Origin of the sequence: Streptomyces sp. R44, from assembly GCF_041053105.1 — a bacterium.
In the GTDB taxonomy this organism is placed as follows: Bacteria; Actinomycetota; Actinomycetes; order Streptomycetales; family Streptomycetaceae; genus Streptomyces.
In genome coordinates, this window is record NZ_CP163444.1 from 7,596,094 (window position 1) to 7,614,854 (window position 18,761).

An 18,761-nucleotide genomic window follows, 5' to 3' on the forward strand; every position below is an offset into this window, starting at 1 on the left:
GGGCGCGGCCGACGCGGGTCAGCGCACGCTGCGGATGGGGCGCACGGCCAGCGCGCCGAGTACCGACAGTACGGCCGCGACCAGGAAGAGCGCCGTGTATCCGCCACTCAGCGAGACGATGAGCGAGGCCACGAAGGGGGCGACGATCTGCGGTCCCGCATTGGCGACGTTGAGGACGCCCATGTCCCGGGCCGCGTCCTCGGCCTTGGGCAGCACCATGGTCACCAGGGCGGTGTCGACGGCCATGTAGCAGCCGAAGCCGAGGCCGTTGACGACGGAGAAGGCCAGCATCGCGGTCCAGCTCGCCGAGGCGGCCGGGATGAGCAGCGCGACGGCGGCGAGCACGGCGGAGGCACCGACGAAGAGCTTGCGGCGGTCGAAGCGGTCCGAGAGCCAGCCGCCGAGGACGGTGGAGACCACCATGGCGACCGAGTTCACCGGCATGAGGATCGCCACGGCCTCCTCCGGGCTCAGTCCGGCGGGCAGGTCGGTGTGGTCCTTGAGGATGTACAGCTGGAAGCCGGCCACCGCGAAGTAGCCGAGCACGAGCAGGGCGCGGCCGATGAAGGCCCAGCGGAAGTCGTGCTCCTTCAGGGCGCTGCCGAAGGCCGCGATCTGCTCCTTGACGGGCAGCGCCGCCTTCGGGGGCATGCGCTCCTCACGGGCGCAGCCGGTGAAGAGCACGGCGGTGGCGGCGACGATCGCGCCGAGAACGAGGTAGCCGGTGCGGTAGTGCTCGGAGAAGGCCGCGCCGAGGAGCGCGCCGATCGTGGAGCCGATGGGGAGGCCGAGACCGACGGCGGCCGAGGCCTTGCCGCGGGCGGCCATGGGGACGCGGTCGGGGACCACGGAGGTGATGGCCGCCTGGTAGATGTTCATGACGGCCTGCCCCAGGCACCAGGCGATGGTGACCAGCAGGATCGTGTGGACGCTGCCGAGGAGCAGCATCACGGGGAGGGCGAGCAGACCGCCGGCGAGGATCCACGGGTTGCGGCGGCCCGAGCGGTCCGAGAGGGCGCCCGCGACCGGGTTGAAGACGGTGGCGAAGATCGCGGATATGCCGGAGACGAGGCCGAAGTTCGCCACCTTGTCGGCGGGGTCGATGGCCTGGATCTGGAGCGCGAGGAGCATGCCGGGGACGCCGATGTACAGCGCGTACATGGCGGTGTTGCCGGCGAGCAGCAGGGGCAGCAGGCCGCGCGTCGGCCGAGGGCCCGTGGGGGAGTCGGCGGTGCCGGTGGCGGGGGAGGAAAGGGCCACTTTGCCCTCCTGGAGAGATCGCCCGATGCGGGGGCGAGAAGCGGATGAAGCGATAGGGTTACACGTGTCAGTGACACGTGTGGGCATTGTGTAGCACCCATATCCGGCCATCCGCCAGACCCTCGGCCGGATTGGTCTGGAAAGATGCCGGATCGATGACTCAGCCAACCGAACAGAACCCCGAACGCCCCACCGGGCGCGCGGTCCCGACCAGCGCCGACGTCGCCCGCCTCGCGGGCGTCTCCCGGGCCACCGTCTCGTACGTCCTGAACAACACCTCGGCCGTCCGCATCAGCGAGCCGACCCGGCAGCGGGTGCGCGAGGCGGCCGAGGAGCTGGGCTACGTCCCGCACGCCGCCGCCCGCAGCCTGCGCGCCGGCCACAGCCGCATGGTGCTCCTCCCGAGCTCCCACGTCCCCGTCGGGCCGCTCTACAGCCAGTTCTTCAACGACTTCCAGTGGGCCCTGCGCCGTCTCGACTACACGGTCGTGCAGTACGGCAGCGTCGGCCTGGAGGCCGAGGAGGCCGCCCGCGCCTGGGCCGAGCTGCGGCCGGTGGCCGTGGTCTCCCTCGGCGAGATCGAGCTCACCGGGCAGGGCGTCGAGATCCTCAAGCGCTCCGGGGCCCGGGCCGTGATCACCCTCGGCACCCGGCGCGTCGAGGGCACCCACGCCCTCGTCATGGACCAGGGGCGGATCGGCGAGGTGGCCACCGAGCACCTCCTGGAGACCGGCCGGCGCCGGATCGGCGTCGTCGTGCCCGAGGAGCCGGGCCTCACCATGTTCTCCGGACCCCGCCTGGAAGGCGCGCGCCGCGCCGCCGAGGGCGCCGGCGCCACCGTCGTACCCCTGCCGCTGCGGTACGAGGAGGAGTCGGCGGACGCGCTCGCCGCGCGGTGGCGCGAGCTCGGGCTCGACGGCGTCTTCGCGTACAACGACGAGTACGCCATGCTCCTGATGCGCTCGCTCCAGGACGCCGGGATCGCCGTGCCCGAGGAGACCGCCGTCATCGGCGCCGACGACCTGCTCCTCGGCCGGCTCCTGCGGCCCCGGCTCAGCACCGTGCGCGTCGACATGGTGGTCGGCCGCGAGCTGGCCGAGCTGGTCGACCGCGCCGTACGCGAACCGGACGCCGCGCCCCTCTCCCGCGACCTGCTCGACTCGCGGGTGGTCCGGCGGGAGTCCAGCTGAGGCGGCCCGCCGCCCGGGACGTCGTCCGGAGCGCCGGCGGCGGGCCGGGCCGTCCAGGGGAGGTCGGCGGCGGGTCCGGCTCGGAGCCATGTGCGGCGTCCAGGGGAGGCCGGCCGCGGGCCCGGCTCGGGCGGGCGCGGCTCCTGCCGAGCGCTTAGCTTCGGTGCATGAGCAACGTTCCGAAGCGGTTCGAGATCCTGCTGGTGCCCGAGCACGTCGAGGACCGCGGCGGCGCCGCCGTCGCGGACAGCGCCGTCCGCACGGCCGTCGTCGAGGCCACCGGGCGGCACGGCGAGACGGGCTACCCGATCTACGAGGGACACGGCATCCGCGCCGACATCGACCCCGAGACGCTCACGGTCGAGGCGCTGCTCGTCGACGGCCGCGAGCTCGACTACGGCCTCACGGCCCTGGTCCGCCCCTCCGCGCCCCACTAGGGCCTGTCGGCTCACCAGGCCCGTCCGACCTGCGGCCCCTTCGCGGCCCACCAGGGCCCGTCCGACCGCCGCCCCTCCCCGGTGTCCCGAAGCGGCCCGTTGACACGGCGGGCCGTCCGGCAGAGACTCTGCGCGCCCGATCGGGCGAAGATTGATTCACCAGGCGAACAGAGTCGTTCCGAAGGTCACGTGGGAGAGAACCGATGAGCATCCGCGACGTCTACATCGTCGACGCCGTCCGCACCCCGATCGGGAAGTTCGGAGGCGCCCTCGCCTCCGTCCGCCCCGACGACCTCGCTGCCCACGTGGTCCGCGCGCTCGTCGACCGCTCGCCCGCGCTCGACCCCGCGCGCGTGGACGACGTCTACTTCGGCGACGCCAACGGCGCGGGCGAGGACAACCGCGACGTCGCGCGCATGGCCGTCCTCCTCGCCGGACTGCCCGTCACCGTCCCCGGCGTCACCGTCAACCGCCTCTGCGGCTCCGGCCTCGAAGCCGTCATCCAGGCCGCCCGGGCCATCGCCCTCGGCGACGCGTCCGTCGCGATCGCGGGCGGCGTCGAGTCGATGTCCCGCGCCCCCTGGGTGCTGCAGAAGCCCGAGCGGGCCTTCCCCGCCGGCCACCAGCAGCTCCACTCCACGACCCTCGGCTGGCGCATGACGAACCCGAAGATGCCCGCCGAGTGGACTGTCTCCCTGGGCGAGGGCGCCGAGCTCGTCGCCGACAAGCACGGCATCACCCGCGAGCAGCAGGACACCTTCGCCCTCGCCAGCCACCGCAAGGCCGCCGAGGCCTGGGCGAAGGGCCTCTACGACGACGAGGTCGTCCCCTACCCCGGCGTGGACCTCACCCGCGACGAGTGCATCCGCGACACCACGTCCATGGAGGCCCTCGCCAAGCTCAAGCCCGCCTTCCGCCCCGAGGGCGGGACCGTCACCCCGGGCAACTCCTCGCCGCTCAACGACGGCGCCGCCGCCCTGCTCCTCGTCGACGAGGACGGGCTGCGCGAGACCGGCCGCGAACCCCTCGCCCGGATCCGTACCTCCGCCGTCACCGGGATCGAGCCCCAGCTCTTCGGCCTCGGCCCCGTCGCGGCGGTCCGGCGGGCCCTGGAGAAGGCCGGACGCTCCTTCGCCGACCTCACGACCTTCGAGCTCAACGAGGCCTTCGCGGCCCAGTCGCTCGGCTGCCTCGCGGAATGGCCGGAACTCGACCCCGACATCGTGAATCCTCGCGGTGGAGCGGTTGCGATCGGCCACCCGCTGGGCGCGTCCGGCGCCCGCCTCGCCGGATCGGTGGCCCACCAGCTCGCGGCGGCCGGCTCCGGCACGGGCCTCGCGGCCCTCTGCATCGGCGTCGGCCAGGGCCTCGCGCTGGTCCTGGAGCGCTGAGCCCGCTCGGCCGAAGGCCGGACGACACGCGAGGGGGGTACGGGAGGCTCTCCCGTACCCCCCTCGCGGTGGGTCACTTCGCCTGCGCGTCCTCGATGGACTTGCGGACCTCGTCCATGTCCAGCTTGCGGGCCTGCCCGATCACGTCCTCCAGGGCGTTCTCCGGCAGCGCGCCCGGCTGCGCGAACACGGCCACGTTGTCACGGACGATCATCAGCGTCGGGATCGAGCGGATCTCGAACGCCGCGGCCAGCTCCTGCTGCGCCTCGGTGTCCACCTTGGCGAAGACGAGATCCTGGTGCCGCTCCGACGCCGCCTCGAAGACCGGGCCGAACTGACGGCAGGGACCGCACCACGAAGCCCAGAAATCGATGAGCACGAACTCGTTCCCGCTCACGATCTCGTCGAAGTTGTCCTTGGTGAGCTCTACGGTGCTCATACTGCCTACCTTTCGGGTCCTCTGGCGTGGTCCTCACGGTCCCCTGGGGACTCGCCCGGCACAACGGCGTATCGAGCCGCGCTATTCCGCACGGCTGCCACCAGACTGGGACCCATGACGCGAACGGTGGAAGACGAGCACAGCTACGACGTCGTGGTGATCGGCGCGGGCCCGGTCGGAGAGAATGTCGTCGACCGGGTCCGGGCCGGCGGCCTCACCGCGGCGATCGTCGAGAGCGAGCTGATCGGCGGCGAGTGCTCGTACTGGGCGTGCATGCCCAGCAAGGCACTGCTCCGTCCCGCGATCGCCCGCTCCGACGCCCGCAAGGTCGCGGGACTGCGCGAGTCGGTCTACGGTCCGCTGGACGCGATGGAGGTCTTCGCCCACCGGGACAAGGTCGTCGGCCACTGGAAGGACGAGGGCCAGCTCGACTGGCTCGACTCGATCGACGTACGGGTCTTCCGCGGCCACGGCAGGCTCCACGGGCCGCGCCGGGTCGAGGTCACGGGCCCCGAGGGCGAGCGTCATGTGCTGACCGCCCGGCACGCGGTCGCCGTCTGCACCGGCACCCGCGCCCTCCTCCCCGAACTGCCGGGACTGCCCGCCGCGCATCCCTGGACCAGCCGCGAGGCGACCAGCTCCGACCGGGTGCCCGAGCGGCTGATCGTGGTCGGCGGGGGAGTGGTGGGCGTGGAGATGGCCACCGCCTGGCAGGCCCTCGGCGCGAAGGTGACCCTGCTCGTACGGGGCGGGGGGCTGCTGCCGCGCATGGAGCCGTTCCTCGGCGAGCACGTGGCCGCCGCGCTCACCACCCGTGGCGCGGACGTCCGTACCGGCGTCTCGGTGAGCGCGGTGGTACGCGACGGGGGCACCGGCCCGGTCACCGTGGTCCTGGAGGGCGGCGACCACGTCGAGGGCGACGAGGTGCTCTTCGCGACCGGCCGCAAGCCCCGCACCGAGGACATCGGCCTGGAGACGGTCGGTCTGACACCGGGCGCCTGGCTCGACGTCGACGACAGCCTCCGCGTCACCGGCAACGACTGGCTCTACGCCGTCGGCGACGTCAACCACCGCGCGCTCATGACCCATCAGGGCAAGTACCAGGCCCGGATCGCGGGCGCCGCGATCGCCGCCCGCGCGCACGGCGACGACTCCCTGGACACCGGGCGGTGGGGTGCGCACGCGGCCACAGCCGACCACGCGGCCGTGCCACAGGTGGTGTTCACCGACCCCGAGGCGGCCTCCGTCGGGCTCACGCTGGCCGAGGCGGAGCGCGCCGGGCACCGGGTCCGGGCCGTGGACCTCGACATGCGGTCCGTGGCCGGGGCCGGACTCTACGCCCAGGGATACCGGGGACACGCCCGGATGGTCGTGGACCTCGAACGGGAGGTGGTCCTCGGCGCCGCCTTCGTCGGGCCCGGCATCGGGGAGCTCCTCCACTCGGCGACGGTCGCCGTCGCGGGCGAGGTGCCGATCGCCCGCCTGTGGCACGCCGTCCCCGCGTATCCGACGCTGAGCGAGGCGTGGCTGCGGCTCCTGGAGGCGTACCGGGGCTGAGGCCTGACCCGGGTTTGAGAGCCCGTCACTCCCCTTCGTTCTCATCGGTGTTGACGGGGACCAGGGCGCGTGCCGCCGAGCGCGCCGCCTCCAGAGCGGGCCGGGGATCCCGGCCGGGCTCCTGGCCGAGCACCACCCGGGTGCTCAACCCGTCGAGCAGGGCCAGGAGTTCGGAGGCGCGGGCGCCGGCGTCCAGCGGGGCGAAACGGCGACGCGCCACGCCCGCCGCGAGCAGCGCCTCCAGGTCCTGCTGCCAGCCCGTGTCCAGTTCGGCCTGTGCCTCGCGGAGCGCGGCGTTGCCGGGGGTGCGGGCCCAGAGCTCGATCCAGAGGGTCCAGCGCGGATCGCGCGGGCCGCGCGGGAGGTAGAGCCGGAGGAAGAGGTCGAGCTTGCGCTCGGCCGTGATCCGGCGGGCGAGCAGGGTGCGCCGCTCCTCGGTGAGCGCGGCCTCGCTCCAGCGGAGGGCGGCGAGCAGCAGCAGGTCCTTGCTGCCGAAGTAGTACAGGATGTGGCCGCCGCTGGTGCCGAGCCGCTCGGCGAGCGCCGACATCGTGAGGGATGCGAGGCCGTTCTCGGCGATCGCCGCCATGGCCTCCTCCAGCATCCGTTCCTGGGTGACGTGTCCGTCCCGCCGTCGTGCCGCGCCTGCCACCGCCGCCGTCCCCAGTCCTGTCGTTCCGCGTTCCGCTTCCTTCGGGACCGACCTTAACCGCAACCGCCGAAGGGCTTGACGTGGCCGGAACTCATCCCACATCTTGAATGCCGTTCTAAGACTTAGAACGGCATTCAAGATCGATCCACGACAGGAGTGCGGTGTGCTCGAACACGAGACGGCGCCCGTGACCACGGGCCGGACAGCGACCGACGAGGTCTTCCAGGTCGAGGAACACGGAATCGACCCCATCCCCGACGCCGAACGGCACGGCGGGGCCAAGGACGTCTTCTGGCTCTGGTTCGGCTCGAACCTGACCTTCACCTACGTCATCAACGGCGCCCTCGCGGTCGCCTTCGGACTCTCCTTCTGGCAGGCCACCGCCGTCGTCGTGCTCGGCGGCCTCTCCTTCCTCGCCATCGGCGCGGCCGGACTCAGCGGCGTGCGCACCGGCACCGCCACCCTCGTCATCTCCCGCGCCGCCTTCGGCCGCCGCGGGAACTGGCCCGCCGGCCTGCTGAACTGGATCGTCAGCATCGGCTACACCGTCGTCAACACCGTCGTGGGCACCCTCGCCCTCGAAGCGTTCTTCGGCGACCTCGGCTGGGACGGCGGACACACCGCCCGTGCCCTCGCGCTCGCCGTCACCCTCGCGCTGACCTTCGCCGTCGCCCTCTGGGGCCACGCCACCGTCCAGTTCGCCGAACGCTGGATGGCGTACGTCCTCGCCGCCGGCTTCGCCGCCCTGCTCGTCCTCGTCCTGCCCGGCGCCGACACCGCCGCCCCCTCCGCCGCGCCCGGCGCCTCCGGCTGGAGCCTCGCCTTCGTCGTCATGCTCGCCGGCCCCTTCTCGTACCTCCCCATGCCCGCCGACTACACCCGCTACCTGCCCCGCACCACCAGCCTCAAGGCGGTCACCTGGAGCGGCGCCCTCGGCGGCTTCGTCTCCTCCGTCGCCCTCGGCGTCGCCGGCGTGGCCGCCGCGACCCAGGCCGACATGACCGACGCCGTCGCCGGCACCGAGAGCCTCCTCCCCGGCTGGTTCCAGCCCCTCTTCCTCGCCCTGGTCCTCGGCGGCTCCGTCACCAACTCGATCATCACGCTCTACTCGTCGAGCCTGAACCTCCAGGTCCTCGGCATCCCCTGGAGCCGCGCCCGGGCCATCGTCATCAGCGCGGCCGTCACCGCCGTCGGCTCCCTCGGCGCCCTCTTCCTCACCGACTTCACCACCTCACTCCTCTCCTTCCTCTCCCTCCTGATCATCGTCTTCGCCCCCTGGGGCGGGGTCTTCCTCGCCGACATGGTGCTCCGCCGCTGCACCTACGACTCCGCCGGCCTGCACGCGGACACGGGCGGCGCCTACTGGTACCGCTCCGGCTGGCACCCCGCCGGCATGACCGCGCTCCTCGCCGGCCTCGTCTTCTCCGCGCTCACCTGCGACTCCGAGCTGTGGACCGGCCCCCTCGTCGCGCCGCTCGGCGGCGCGGACCTCACGCTCCTCGGCGCGGTCGTCTCCGCCCTGGTGTACGTGCTCCTCGCCCGCGGGCGCGTCACCCCCGTCCCGTAACCCCTCTCGTACGACACGGAGTTCCGCCCCATGAACCGCACCGCCCCCGCCGACCTCGTCCTCACCGGGGCCCGCATCCACACCGTCGACCCGGCACTCCCCGAAGCCCAGGCACTCGCCGTCCGCGCCGGCCGCATCGTCTGGATCGGCGCCGACGCCGAAGCGGCCGAGTGGACGGGAGCCGACACCCGGATCCTCGACGCCGGCGGGCGGCTCGTCCTGCCCGGCTTCGTCGACGCCCACAACCACGTCCGCCTCGGCTCCGACGACGCCTGCGTCCAGCTCGCCGGCGCCCGCACCCTCGACGAGATCCACACACGCATCCGCACCTGGCACGAGGCCCACCCGGACGCCGCCTGGATCGAGGCCGAGGCCTTCGACTACTCCGCGATCCCCGACGGACGGATGCCCACCGCCGCCGACCTCGACCCGGCCACCGGAGACACCCCCGCCCTCGTCCTCAGCTACGACGTCCACACCGCCTGGCTCAACACCGCCGCCCTCCGCCGGCTCGGCGTCGACCGCGACCACACCGACCTCCCCTACGGGCGGGCCGTCACCGACCCCGCCACCGGTGAGCCCACCGGGTTCGTCAAGGACTTCGCCGTCAAGGGCCTCTCCCGCGAGGGCCACCGCGCCCTGCGCGAGCTCGGCCTCCCCTGGGCCTCCACCGACCGGCAGTACGGAAGGCTCGCCAAGAGCCTGGACGACGCCATCGGCTACGGCATCACCACCGTCGTCGAACCGCAGAACTCCCTCGACGACCTCGCCCTCTTCGACCGTGCCCGCGCCGAGGGCCGGCTGCGCTCCCGGATCGTCGCCGCGCTCTTCCACCCGCGCGGCACCACCGAGGCGGACCTCGACGCCTTCGAGACGGCCGCCGACGAGTACGCCGACGACCGGCTGCGGGTCGGTCCGCTCAAGCTGTACATCGACGACGTCGTCGAACCCCGCACCGCCGCCCTCCTGGAGCCGTACGCCGGCTGCTCCCACCACCGCGGCGACACCTTCTACCCGCCCGAGGAGTTCGCCGAGCTGCTCACCCGGCTCGACGCGCGCGGCTTCCAGTGCTTCGTCCACGCGACCGGCGACCGGGGCATCCGCACCGTCCTCGACGCCGTCGAGCGGGCCCGCGCCGTCAACGGCCCGCGCGACGCCCGCCACCAGGTCGTCCACGTCGAGTGCCTCGACCCTGCCGACACCCCGCGCTTCGCCGAGCTCGGCGTCGTCGCCTGCATGCAGCCCCGGCACGCCGCCCCCGACATCGCGGGACCCGGTCAGGACTGGGCCGAGAACGTCGGCCCCGAGCGCTGGCACAAGGCCTGGCCGCTGCGCAGCCTGCACGCGGCCGGCGCGGTGCTCGCCCTCTCCAGCGACTGGAACGTCGCCGAGATGGACCCGATGGTCGGCATCCACGCCGCCGTCACCCGCCGGCCGCCGGGCGGTGGCGAGGCCTGGACGGCGGGCGAGACGATCGACGTCGCGACCGCCGTCGAGGGCTACACGATGGGCTCGGCCCACGCGAACTTCCTGGAGCACGAGCGGGGCTCGCTGACCGTGGGCAAGCTGGCCGACTTCGTCGTCCTCTCCCGCGACATCCTGCGCATCGCCCCGGAGGAGATCCCGGGCACGGTGGCGGAGACGGTCGTGGTGGGGGGCGAGGTGGTCGTGGACCGACGGTAGGCCGGTCCCGCTCAGTGCCCGTCGTCGCCGGACTCCACCGCCATGCGCCGTTCGAAGCTGCGGCCCGCGTCGCCCGACTCGTACACCCCGTCCTGGGTGGCGACGAGCAGCCGGCGGGCGTCCACGGCGGTGAGCGCCTGCGGGGCGCCGCCCGGCACCGGTGCCACCCGGGTCCAGGAGGTGCCCCCGGCCGTCCCCCGGTGGAGGACGCCGTCCGGGTCGATGCCGAAGAGGGCGTCGGGGGCGGCCCACGAGACGTACGCGAGGACCCGCTCGGAGGCCGGGGCGAAGCTCCGGCCTCCGTCCGTGGAGCGCACCACGCCGGTCTCGGTGGTGGCCAGGACGGTGCCGGGGGCGCTGGGGGAGACGGCGATGTCGAGGGCGCGAAGAGCGGCGCGATCGTCCCAGGTCACGCCGTCGGCACTGACCCGCAGCAGGCCGTTCGCGCTGTCGTAGCCGTAGACGGTGGAGTCGGGCGCGGTGTCGAGCGCGTGGAAGTCGACCTTCCCCGCGAGGGACTTCTCCCGCCAGGTGCGGCCGGAGTCCGCCGAGGCGATGAGCCCGAGGTCGGCGGGCCCGTCGCCGCCGGGTGCCGGGTGCCCGCCGGCGAGGAAGTCGCCCTTCGCGGTGACGGTGAATCCCATGAAGTCGTCACGGCGGTCACCGACCAGGACCGGCCGGCCGTCGGCGTCCGGGCTGTGGAGGCCCTGGTGGGTGGCGACGTAGAGGGTGTCGCCACGCAGCCCGAGGCCGTGGATGTGGCTCAGCGCGGATCCGGAACCGGCGGCGTCGGCGGGGGCCGGATCCTCGGAGGAACAGGCGGTCAGGGTCAGGGCGAGGGCGGCGGCGGTGAGGGCGGCGCCGAGGGTGGTGGCCGGGCGGCCGGAGAAGTACGTCTTCATCGTTCTTTCGCCAGGGGTACGGGAGGCACGGGGCGCTACGGCAGGGTCGGCACGGAGCGCGACGGCGGGGGAGGCTCGGGCGCTACGGCGGGGGCGGCCCGTCCACGGGAGGGACGGGCCGCCTGGGAGCCGGGCCGGGCCGGGACGGGCCGCCTGGGAGCCGGGCCGGGCCGGGCCGGGCCGGATCAGAGCCGGTCGAGGATCTTCTTCAGCTGGGCGACCTCGGCGGACTGGGTCCGGACGACGTCGTCGGCGAGCTTCTTGGCCGTGGCGTTGCCGCCGCTCTTCTGCTCGTCCTTCGCCATGGCGACGGCGCCGTCGTGGTGCGCGATCATCAGCTCGGCGAACTTCCGGTCGAAGGCCTTGCCCTTGGCGGCGGCCAGGTCCTTCATGTCCTGGTCGGACATCATCCCGGCCATGCCGTGGCCGGAGCCGTGCCCGGCGGACTCGGGCTTGCCCCAGCCCTTCAGCCAGGCCTTCATCTTCTGGATCTCCGGGTCCTGGGCCTGCTCGATCGCGGCGACCAGCTTCTTGACCTCGGGGTCCTCGGCCCGGCCGTCGGCGAGCTTCGCCATCTCCAGGGCCTGCTCGTGGTGGGGGATCATCATCTGCGCGAACATGACGTCCGCGTCGTTGAAGTCGCCGGGGGCGGAGTCCGCGCCGGGGGCCGCGGGAGCGGACGCCGAGGTGGAGGCGGACGACGTGGCGGACGTACCGCCGTGGTCCATCCCGCTCATGCCGTCGTCGGTGCCACAGGCGGTGAGCAGCAGTCCGGCCGCGGCGAGGACCCCAGCGAGCGCGAGCTTGCGGGGGGTGCGGTTCGTTCGGTTCGTGCGGTGGGTGAAGGCACGCATGGTGATACCTCGTGTGCTGTGTGTGCGTACGGAGGGACGACCGGAGGCGCGCGAAGCACGAGTGAGTGACCCGTGTCGTGCGCGTCGGGTTCGGTCTAGATCCGCAGGACGGACAGCCGTGCGAGGTCCGGGGGACGTGGGGGAGGGGCGTGCGGCCCGAGCGCGGGGGTGAGCCGCGCGAGGAGGAGGGTCAGCCAGTCGGGGCGGCGTCCGAGCGCGGCCCGCAGGAGCCCCGCGAGCAGCCAGGCGCCGAGGACGGCCACGCAGAGGGTGGTCATGTCCATCCCCGTACCCGGCTCGTGTTGGGCGTCGGAGCTGTCGCCGTGGTGCGCGGCGCCGGCCTGCGCCGGGGTGCCGTGGTGAGAGGCGGTGGAGGTGTCCATGCCGCCGCCGGAGCCCTCGGGGTGCCCCACCGCGTGCATCAGGAACACGCCGAGCGCGAGCACGACGACGAGCAGGAGGTGCCCGATGGCACCTCCTGCTCGTCTGCCGCGTTCCGCTCGGTGTGCGCGCACGATTCAGGGCCTCCTGGCCCCGACGATACCGTGCGGGGGTATCAGTCGCGCGTCAGGACGGGAGCTCGCCCGTCATGGCGGCGGCCAGCCGCAGGTGCGGCGCGGCCTCGTCGCGGCGGCCCTGGCGCTCCAGGGTGCGCCCGAGCATCAGCCGGGCGTAGTGCTCGACCGGGTCGCGCTCCAGGACGGCGCGCAGCTCGGCCTCGGCGCGGGAGAGCTGCGCGGAGTGGTAGTAGGCCCGGGCGAGGAGGAGCCGCTGGGCCGTCTGCTCCGGGTGTTCGGCGACGAGACCGCTGAGGATGCGGATGGCGGTTCCGTACTCCTTCGCCTCGAAGAACAGCTGCGCGCGGTCCCAGCGTTCCCCGGCCGTTCCGAACTCGTAGTACGTGTCGCTCACTTGCTCTCCCTTTCCGGGGCTCCCGATCTGCCACCCTGGGGGGTGGTCGATCACGTCAACACCGCCGGTTAGTTGAACATTCCACCAAGGATGGGTTGAGCGTCATGAGCAATCTCGATCGTCAGGCCACGCTGACCGTGTGCGGCGGCCGCGGCTTCGTCGTCGCCGAACCCGTACGGGAGCTCCTCAGCCCCCGCCGCGTCCAGCTCGGCGAGTCGACCGAGGTCCGCCGACTGCTCCCGAACCTGGGCCGCCGCATGGTCGGAGCCTGGGCCTTCGTCGACCACTACGGCCCCGACGACATCGCCGACGAGCCCGGCATGCAGGTCCCTCCCCACCCGCACATGGGTCTGCAGACCGTCAGCTGGCTCCACGAGGGCGAGGTGCTGCACCGCGACTCCACCGGCAGCCTGCAGACGATCCGCCCGCGCGAACTGGGGCTCATGACCTCCGGCCGGGCGATCTCGCACTCGGAGGAGAGCCCCCGGCCGCACGCCCGCTTCCTGCACGGCGCGCAGCTCTGGGTCGCCCTCCCCGACGCCCACCGGCACGTCGAGCCGCACTTCGAGCACCACGCCGACCTGCCCCGCGTCACCGCGGCCGGCCTCACCGCCACCGTGATCCTCGGCGCGCTCGACGGTGCCGCCTCGCCGGGCACCACGTACACCCCGATCGTCGGCGCCGACCTCGCCCTCACGGCGGGCACCGAGACGAACCTCCCCCTGGAGCCCGACTTCGAGTACGCGGTCCTCGCCATGTCCGGCGAGGCCCGGGTCGACGGCGTCCCCGTCCTGCCCGGCTCGATGCTCTACCTGGGCTGCGGCCGCACGGAGCTCCCCCTCCACGCCCTCTCGGACGCGGGCCTGATGCTCCTCGGCGGCGAGCCCTTCGAGGAGGAGCTCGTCATGTGGTGGAACTTCGTGGGCCGCACGGACGAGGAGATCCGCGTGGCGCGGGAGGCGTGGATGACCGGCGACCGCTTCGGCGAGGTCAAGGGGTACGACGGCGACCGTCTGGACGCCCCGGAGGTGCCGCCCACGCAGCTGAAGGCGCGGGGGCGGGTGCGCTGAGCCCGGCTTTCTCGCCGCCCTGTCGATGGCGGGAGCAGGGACGCCGGACCAGGCCCTTGGCTATCCCCGGCTATCCCCGATGGAGCCTGTCAACGGTCGGACCGACGGCGCCGGGGCAAGCCCCCAGCCGTGCCCCGTGACAGGGCTGGGGGCTCGTTTCGGAGAGACAGCAGGTGTCAGTCGGCCGCCTTCACCTTGGCGGCGGTCGCCGGGGGCTTGAGCTGGACCCAGCCGGCCTTGCTCGGTGCGCCCTCCTCGTTGAGGAGGAAGAGCATGTAATGGCCGGGCGGGGCCGCGGCGGCGGTCGGCGGGGCCTGAAGCTCCAGGAAGTTGCCGCTGCGGCTCTTGATGCGCAGTTCGAGGTGACGCTGGCTGGTGTTGATCGAGTGGGTCGAGGTGGTCGGGGCCAGCAGCACGGCGCGGGTGACTTCGTTGGGTGTGCTGGTGCTCACCGTGATCTTCTCGTTGTAGCCGACGCTCGGGTTGAAGATCAGACCGAGCGAGGGGCGGCTGCCCTGGTGGAGGTAGGCCGGCTCGTAGATCTCGATGCTGCCGTTGTTGTTGTCATTGATGTCGGGGTCGTTGGCGAGCTGCTGGAGTTCGTCGCCCGTGATCATGACACGGCCGTCCGGGAGGACCACGCCGTTGGAGTGGTAGCCGCGCGGCAGCCGCTGGATGGGGCCGAGCTTCCAGTCGCCGTTCTCGTCGCGCAGTTCGACCTGGCGGTACTTCAGGTCGGCGTTGGGGTTGTACGGTCCGTTGCCGTAGTCGCGGATGTCGAAGGCGCCGTTGACGGTGAGCAGATTGCCGTTCGGCAGGAGCAGGGTGTCGTCCTGGGTGCGGCCGAAGGCGCGGGGCTTCTCTGTGTTCCACTTGCCGCCGGCCAGGCGGTAGGTGTTCGGGTCGTTGCGGTCGCCGCCGAGGACCAGGACCGAGTCGGGGCCTCTGAAGCCGGCCGGCAGGGGGACCGCGGAGCCGTAGTTGCGCCTCCACTCCCCACCATCAGGGCCAGGCTTGGCCTTGTTGACGTCCGGGCGGTCGGGCAGGTCGGTCTTGGTGTCGGCGGCGGTGTCGAAGAGCCATTGCTGGTCCACGGAGCGGCCGAGTCCGTAGATCTTCCCGTCGCGCAGCGAGAACAGGTGCGGATAGTCCCACTTGAACGGGGCCTCGGTCTTGAGCTTGTCCACCCCCCAGCCGATCGGCTTGGTCGACTTGTCGAAGGGCACCTGGCGGCTCGCGTCGGGGAAGCGCTCGACGACCGGGGTGGGGGTGCCCCAGCCGAGCTCCGACTGGCCGGACATGATCACCTGACGTCCGTCGGCGCCGGTGACCACGCTGGGGTACCAGCGGCCGACGGACATGTCCTTGTTGAGGTACCAGTCCTCCGCCCAGGGGTCGAAGACCAGGCTCAGCTTGGCGCCGCTGCCTCCGTTGCCGCCGAGGTTGCCGCCGAAGACGCCGAGCATGCCGTTGGGCAGGAAGGAGTGGCCGGCGCAGAAGAACGGGGCCGGGCGGGGTTCGTTCTTGCCGTCGGGCATGTTGACGACCGGTGGCTTCTTCTCGGTGAACGCGTCGGGACCGGTCCCCTTGGCGGGGTCCCAGATCCAGGCCCGGCCGGCGTTCTGCTTGCCGATCGTGTCGGTGGGGGCGGGCTCCTTCTGCGGGTTGACCTCGATCCGCTCGAAGGAGAACAGCAGGACCTTGCCGGTGGGCAGCAGTGCGACGTGGGCCGCGAAGTCCGGCGACTGGAAGTACTCCTGGAACCGGCCGAACTCGGCGGCGTCGAAAGACGCGTTGGCCTTCTCCTGGGAGGCGGTCAGCGACTTGAGCCGCTCCGTACGGGTGGTCTGCGGGTACTCGCCGACATCGGCCAGGGCCTTCCGGGTACGGGCGTGCTCCTCGGCGTGCTCCTTGCCGAGCGTCGCCGCCTCGTCCGGGTCGACGGTGACCGGCGCGGTCGCCGCTCGGGAGGCGGGGCCGTAGGGAAGGGCGTCGCCCCCCTCGTCGTGACCGGTGTGGGCCAGTACGGGGCCTGCCGACGCCAGGGCCATGGACGCGGCCATCGCGGTGGCGGCGCAGACCGAGATCGCCGTGGCGAGCCTCCGGCGGGCGGGCAGGGGCGGATTACTGCGGGACATGGGACTCCTTGCTGCAGAGAGGAGGGCGCAGCGGTTCGACTGGGGACGCATCGGAGGGCGGGCTGCGCCGGGACTGCCACACGTTCACACACAGTGACGAGCTTCAGTGTTTCGGCGTATCAACCGGCTGTCGCCCTGAGGCCCGCAGCCGGGTGATCCCGTGCGCCGAAAGCGCCTCTTCGCGCCCCATGCGCCCCCCCGACCAGCGCGTTTGTGGTCAACAAACGGGTGACGGGGGGCTCCATCGGTCCGGTCTGTCCGTGGAAGGGCATACGAGTACTGCGTACTTCGATGATGACTCCGCGCGACATCGGGCGTGGAGGTGTCGATCTCCTGGAGGGAACATGGTGGACGATCTCAAGCTGCGTGAGAGCGACGACATCCAGGGCGATGTGATCGCCGGCTTCAAGAAGGACCAGATGACCCTGCTGTTCCTCAAGTTCGAGGACGCGGCGAGGGCGCGTACCTGGGTCAAGGCCCTGGAACCGCAGATCTCCACGACGAGACAGGTGGCGACCTTCAACGCCGCCTTCAGCAAAGCCAGGAAGGCCTCGGAAGGCGACGACCCCAAGACGCTGAAGGCCACCTGGATCAACGTGAGCTTCACCTGTGCGGGTCTGCGGGAGCTGACCGGAAAGGACCCTCTGCCCTCCGTCAAGCCCGGCAGCGGCCTGGAGGCGTTCAAAGAGGGCTCGGACAAACGGGCGCTCGGGGACACCGGTGACAGCTCGCCGGGGATGTGGCTCTTCGGCAACGGCAAGGGGCAGGTCGTCCACGCCGTGCTCACCGTCGCGTCCGACACCGTCCAGGACCTCCAGGCGACGGTCAGGCAGCAGCGTGAGGCCTGCGCCGCGGCCAAGATCGTGATCGTGTTCCAGCAGGACGCCGCCACACTGCCCGGAAGCCGGAGAGGCAAGGAGCACTTCGGTTTCAAGGACGGCGTCAGCGAGCCCGGCGTGATCGGCTTCGACGAGCCGGACCCCGTCAAGCCCGAGTACGTCAAGGGCCATCACGGCACCCGGCTGATCCCGCCCGGCGAGTTCGTCGTCGGCCACGACCGGGTCGGCGGCGTGCCGCACGAGACACCCGAATGGGCCGACAACGGCACCTTCCAGGTGGTGCGGCGGCTGGGGCAGGACGTCCCGGGCTTCTGGTCCCAGGTCGCCGGGCAGTTGAAGGTGCTCAAGCAGGCCAAGGTGGTGCCGCCCGAGGCCACCTCGGAGTGGCTGGCCGCCCGCCTCGTCGGCCGGTGGCGGTCCGGCACCCCCGTCGCCACGTGCCCCAACGCCGACAGGCCCTCCAACGCACTGGCCGGCGACGACAACGACTTCGGCTACCGCAACGACCCCGAGGGCTTCATCACCCCGCTCTTCTCGCACCTGCGCTGCACCAACCCCCGGGACGGTCTGCAGGAGAAGCCCGGTGATCCGCCGTTCGACGAGAATCCGGTGATGGACCGCCGCCGGATCATCCGCCGCGGCGCCCCGTACGGCGCGCCCTTCGACCCCGCCTCGGAGGGGCCCGGCGGGCCCGACGAGAAGCGCGGCCTGCTCTTCGTCTGCTACCAGTCGGACCTCGTGCAGCAGTTCGAGTTCATCCAGAAGGCGTGGATCGACAGCCCGGACTTTCCACCCAACCGGACCAACAAGCCGGGCCCCGACGGAATGGTCGGGGCCGCCGGCAAGGTCAGCTACGAGACCCCCGGCAAGACCACTCAGCTGAGCCTGAGTCAGTTCGTCGTCACCGAGGGGTCCGTCTACGCCTTCGTACCCTCGCTGACCCTGCTCCGGCTGCTCGGTGACGGCCGGCTCACCGACAAGCCGCCCGCCGACGTCCGGCCGACCGACGCCTTCCTGCCCATCCCCGACATGCAGCGGGTCGACGGCAAGAGCTGGTACTGGGCGTACGGGACGGGCGGCGACGGTGACGCCGTCTGCCGGACCGTCTCCATCGCCGACGGCGACGAGCACGTGGACGTCCGCGAACGCCCCGACCGGCCGCTGGCGACCTGGCCGTGCTACGCCGGGGTGAAGAAGGTCGACGCGATCCTGCCCGTTCCGGACGAGCAGCGGATCAACGGCCGCAGCCGGTTCTGGCTGTTCCACACCGTCGAAGGCCGACAGGTCTACCGGAAGATCTCCATCGCCGACGGCGCCGAGTCCGGCATCCTGCCAGAGCAAGCCACCGCGATCGACCTCCCGGACCGCTCGCTCTCCGCCTGGGTCTCGTTCAACGGGGTCGAGAGGGTGGACGCCTTCCTGCCGGTCCCCGACATGCAGAGGGTCGACGGCAAGAGCTGGTACTGGGTGTTCCACACCTTCATGGACCGTCAGGTCTACCGCCTCGTCTCGGTCGCCGACGGCAGGATGCACTCGGACAACCTCGAACGCGGCGACCGCAGCCTCGACCTGTGGCGATCGCTGGCCGGGATCACCCGGGTGGACGAATTCCTTGCGGTACCGGACATGCAGCGGATCAACGGCATGAGTCTGTTCTGGGTGTTCCACCAGGACAAGTACCGGATCATCGTGATCCGTGACGGTCATGGCCACGAGGACCAGGTCACGGTCGAGGACCGACCGCTGACGATGTGGAGGTCCCTGACGGGCTGACCGGTCCGCCCCCCCCGAGCGGGTGCCGGACCCGGGTCGGGAGTGCGGCCCGCACCTTCAGTCGAGAGACCGTCCACCGCCGTCCTGGCCCCGATCC

The 18,761-nt window shown here is 72.1% G+C and carries 16 protein-coding genes; 8 read left to right on the top strand and 8 right to left on the bottom strand.

From position 1 onward, the window contains the following. Positions 1–18: 18 nt before the first annotated feature. Complete coding sequence (locus AB5J54_RS35285) at positions 19–1,260, bottom strand: MFS transporter (RefSeq protein ID WP_369147995.1); 1,242 nt, start codon at positions 1,258–1,260, stop codon at positions 19–21. 155 nt (positions 1,261–1,415) lie between these two features. Between AB5J54_RS35285 and AB5J54_RS35290 the strand changes: the two genes are divergently transcribed. From AB5J54_RS35290 to AB5J54_RS35300, 3 genes are all read left to right on the top strand, one after another. Beyond that, entirely contained in the window at positions 1,416–2,450 is a 1,035-nt protein-coding gene (locus AB5J54_RS35290) for a LacI family DNA-binding transcriptional regulator (protein WP_369147996.1), read from the top strand. Positions 2,451–2,617: 167 nt separating this feature from the next. Then, positions 2,618–2,887: a hypothetical protein gene (locus AB5J54_RS35295; RefSeq protein WP_369147997.1), complete on the top strand. Its 270-nt coding sequence runs from the start codon at positions 2,618–2,620 to the stop codon at positions 2,885–2,887. A gap of 203 nt (positions 2,888–3,090) precedes the next feature. Then, positions 3,091–4,278 carry an acetyl-CoA C-acyltransferase gene (locus tag AB5J54_RS35300; RefSeq protein WP_369147998.1) on the top strand — a complete coding sequence of 396 codons (1,188 nt, stop codon included), beginning with the start codon at positions 3,091–3,093 and terminating at the stop codon, positions 4,276–4,278. A gap of 73 nt (positions 4,279–4,351) precedes the next feature. On the opposite strand, the gene trxA is transcribed toward AB5J54_RS35300, so the two are convergent. Further along, positions 4,352–4,717, bottom strand: a complete 366-nt coding sequence (gene trxA, locus AB5J54_RS35305) for a thioredoxin (RefSeq protein WP_041132548.1) — start codon at positions 4,715–4,717, stop codon at positions 4,352–4,354. Between the two features lie 114 nt (positions 4,718–4,831). Between trxA and AB5J54_RS35310 the strand changes: the two genes are divergently transcribed. Further along, the gene (locus tag AB5J54_RS35310; RefSeq protein WP_369147999.1) at positions 4,832–6,274 is read left to right on the top strand and encodes an NAD(P)/FAD-dependent oxidoreductase; all 1,443 of its coding nucleotides are present in this window, start codon (positions 4,832–4,834) and stop codon (positions 6,272–6,274) included. A gap of 25 nt (positions 6,275–6,299) precedes the next feature. Here AB5J54_RS35310 and AB5J54_RS35315 read toward each other — a convergent pair whose 3' ends face one another. Further along, positions 6,300–6,926: a TetR/AcrR family transcriptional regulator gene (locus AB5J54_RS35315; protein WP_369148000.1), complete on the bottom strand. Its 627-nt coding sequence runs from the start codon at positions 6,924–6,926 to the stop codon at positions 6,300–6,302. A 163-nt stretch (positions 6,927–7,089) separates the two neighbouring features. Between AB5J54_RS35315 and AB5J54_RS35320 the strand changes: the two genes are divergently transcribed. Both AB5J54_RS35320 and AB5J54_RS35325 read left to right on the top strand, forming a co-directional pair. Then, positions 7,090–8,493 (top strand): cytosine permease, encoded by a 1,404-nt coding sequence (locus AB5J54_RS35320; protein WP_369148002.1) that lies wholly within the window; start codon positions 7,090–7,092, stop codon positions 8,491–8,493. A gap of 30 nt (positions 8,494–8,523) precedes the next feature. Next, entirely contained in the window at positions 8,524–10,176 is a 1,653-nt protein-coding gene (locus AB5J54_RS35325; RefSeq protein WP_369148003.1) for an amidohydrolase, read from the top strand. 11 nt (positions 10,177–10,187) lie between these two features. Here the strand turns inward: AB5J54_RS35325 and AB5J54_RS35330 are convergent, their stop codons facing one another. The 4 genes from AB5J54_RS35330 to AB5J54_RS35345 form a co-directional block, all read right to left on the bottom strand. Further along, positions 10,188–11,078: a F510_1955 family glycosylhydrolase gene (locus AB5J54_RS35330; RefSeq protein ID WP_369148004.1), complete on the bottom strand. Its 891-nt coding sequence runs from the start codon at positions 11,076–11,078 to the stop codon at positions 10,188–10,190. Between the two features lie 185 nt (positions 11,079–11,263). After that, entirely contained in the window at positions 11,264–11,932 is a 669-nt protein-coding gene (locus AB5J54_RS35335; RefSeq protein WP_369148005.1) for a DUF305 domain-containing protein, read from the bottom strand. Positions 11,933–12,027: 95 nt separating this feature from the next. Continuing rightward, positions 12,028–12,447 (bottom strand): DUF6153 family protein, encoded by a 420-nt coding sequence (locus AB5J54_RS35340; protein ID WP_369148006.1) that lies wholly within the window; start codon positions 12,445–12,447, stop codon positions 12,028–12,030. A gap of 52 nt (positions 12,448–12,499) precedes the next feature. After that, entirely contained in the window at positions 12,500–12,844 is a 345-nt protein-coding gene (locus AB5J54_RS35345) for a tetratricopeptide repeat protein (protein WP_369148007.1), read from the bottom strand. A 104-nt stretch (positions 12,845–12,948) separates the two neighbouring features. On the opposite strand from AB5J54_RS35345, the gene AB5J54_RS35350 reads away from it, so the two are divergent. After that, the gene (locus AB5J54_RS35350) at positions 12,949–13,914 is read left to right on the top strand and encodes a pirin family protein (RefSeq protein ID WP_369148008.1); all 966 of its coding nucleotides are present in this window, start codon (positions 12,949–12,951) and stop codon (positions 13,912–13,914) included. Positions 13,915–14,090: 176 nt separating this feature from the next. On the opposite strand, the gene AB5J54_RS35355 is transcribed toward AB5J54_RS35350, so the two are convergent. Next, positions 14,091–16,052 (bottom strand): galactose oxidase-like domain-containing protein, encoded by a 1,962-nt coding sequence (locus AB5J54_RS35355; protein WP_369148009.1) that lies wholly within the window; start codon positions 16,050–16,052, stop codon positions 14,091–14,093. A 344-nt stretch (positions 16,053–16,396) separates the two neighbouring features. On the opposite strand from AB5J54_RS35355, the gene AB5J54_RS35360 reads away from it, so the two are divergent. Beyond that, positions 16,397–18,664, top strand: coding sequence for a Dyp-type peroxidase (locus tag AB5J54_RS35360; RefSeq protein WP_369148011.1), 2,268 nt, complete (start codon positions 16,397–16,399; stop codon positions 18,662–18,664). Positions 18,665–18,761: the final 97 nt, after the last annotated feature.

Coding starts and splice junctions, on each gene's coding strand:
- AB5J54_RS35355 (WP_369148009.1), bottom strand. CDS start 16,052: ATGTCCCGCAGTAATCCGCCCCTGCCCGCCCGCCGGAGGCTCGCCACG.
- AB5J54_RS35335 (WP_369148005.1), bottom strand. CDS start 11,932: ATGCGTGCCTTCACCCACCGCACGAACCGAACGAACCGCACCCCCCGC.
- trxA (WP_041132548.1), bottom strand. CDS start 4,717: ATGAGCACCGTAGAGCTCACCAAGGACAACTTCGACGAGATCGTGAGC.
- AB5J54_RS35330 (WP_369148004.1), bottom strand. CDS start 11,078: ATGAAGACGTACTTCTCCGGCCGCCCGGCCACCACCCTCGGCGCCGCC.
- AB5J54_RS35310 (WP_369147999.1), top strand. CDS start 4,832: ATGACGCGAACGGTGGAAGACGAGCACAGCTACGACGTCGTGGTGATC.
- AB5J54_RS35350 (WP_369148008.1), top strand. CDS start 12,949: ATGAGCAATCTCGATCGTCAGGCCACGCTGACCGTGTGCGGCGGCCGC.
- AB5J54_RS35290 (WP_369147996.1), top strand. CDS start 1,416: ATGACTCAGCCAACCGAACAGAACCCCGAACGCCCCACCGGGCGCGCG.
- AB5J54_RS35360 (WP_369148011.1), top strand. CDS start 16,397: ATGGTGGACGATCTCAAGCTGCGTGAGAGCGACGACATCCAGGGCGAT.
- AB5J54_RS35300 (WP_369147998.1), top strand. CDS start 3,091: ATGAGCATCCGCGACGTCTACATCGTCGACGCCGTCCGCACCCCGATC.
- AB5J54_RS35325 (WP_369148003.1), top strand. CDS start 8,524: ATGAACCGCACCGCCCCCGCCGACCTCGTCCTCACCGGGGCCCGCATC.
- AB5J54_RS35295 (WP_369147997.1), top strand. CDS start 2,618: ATGAGCAACGTTCCGAAGCGGTTCGAGATCCTGCTGGTGCCCGAGCAC.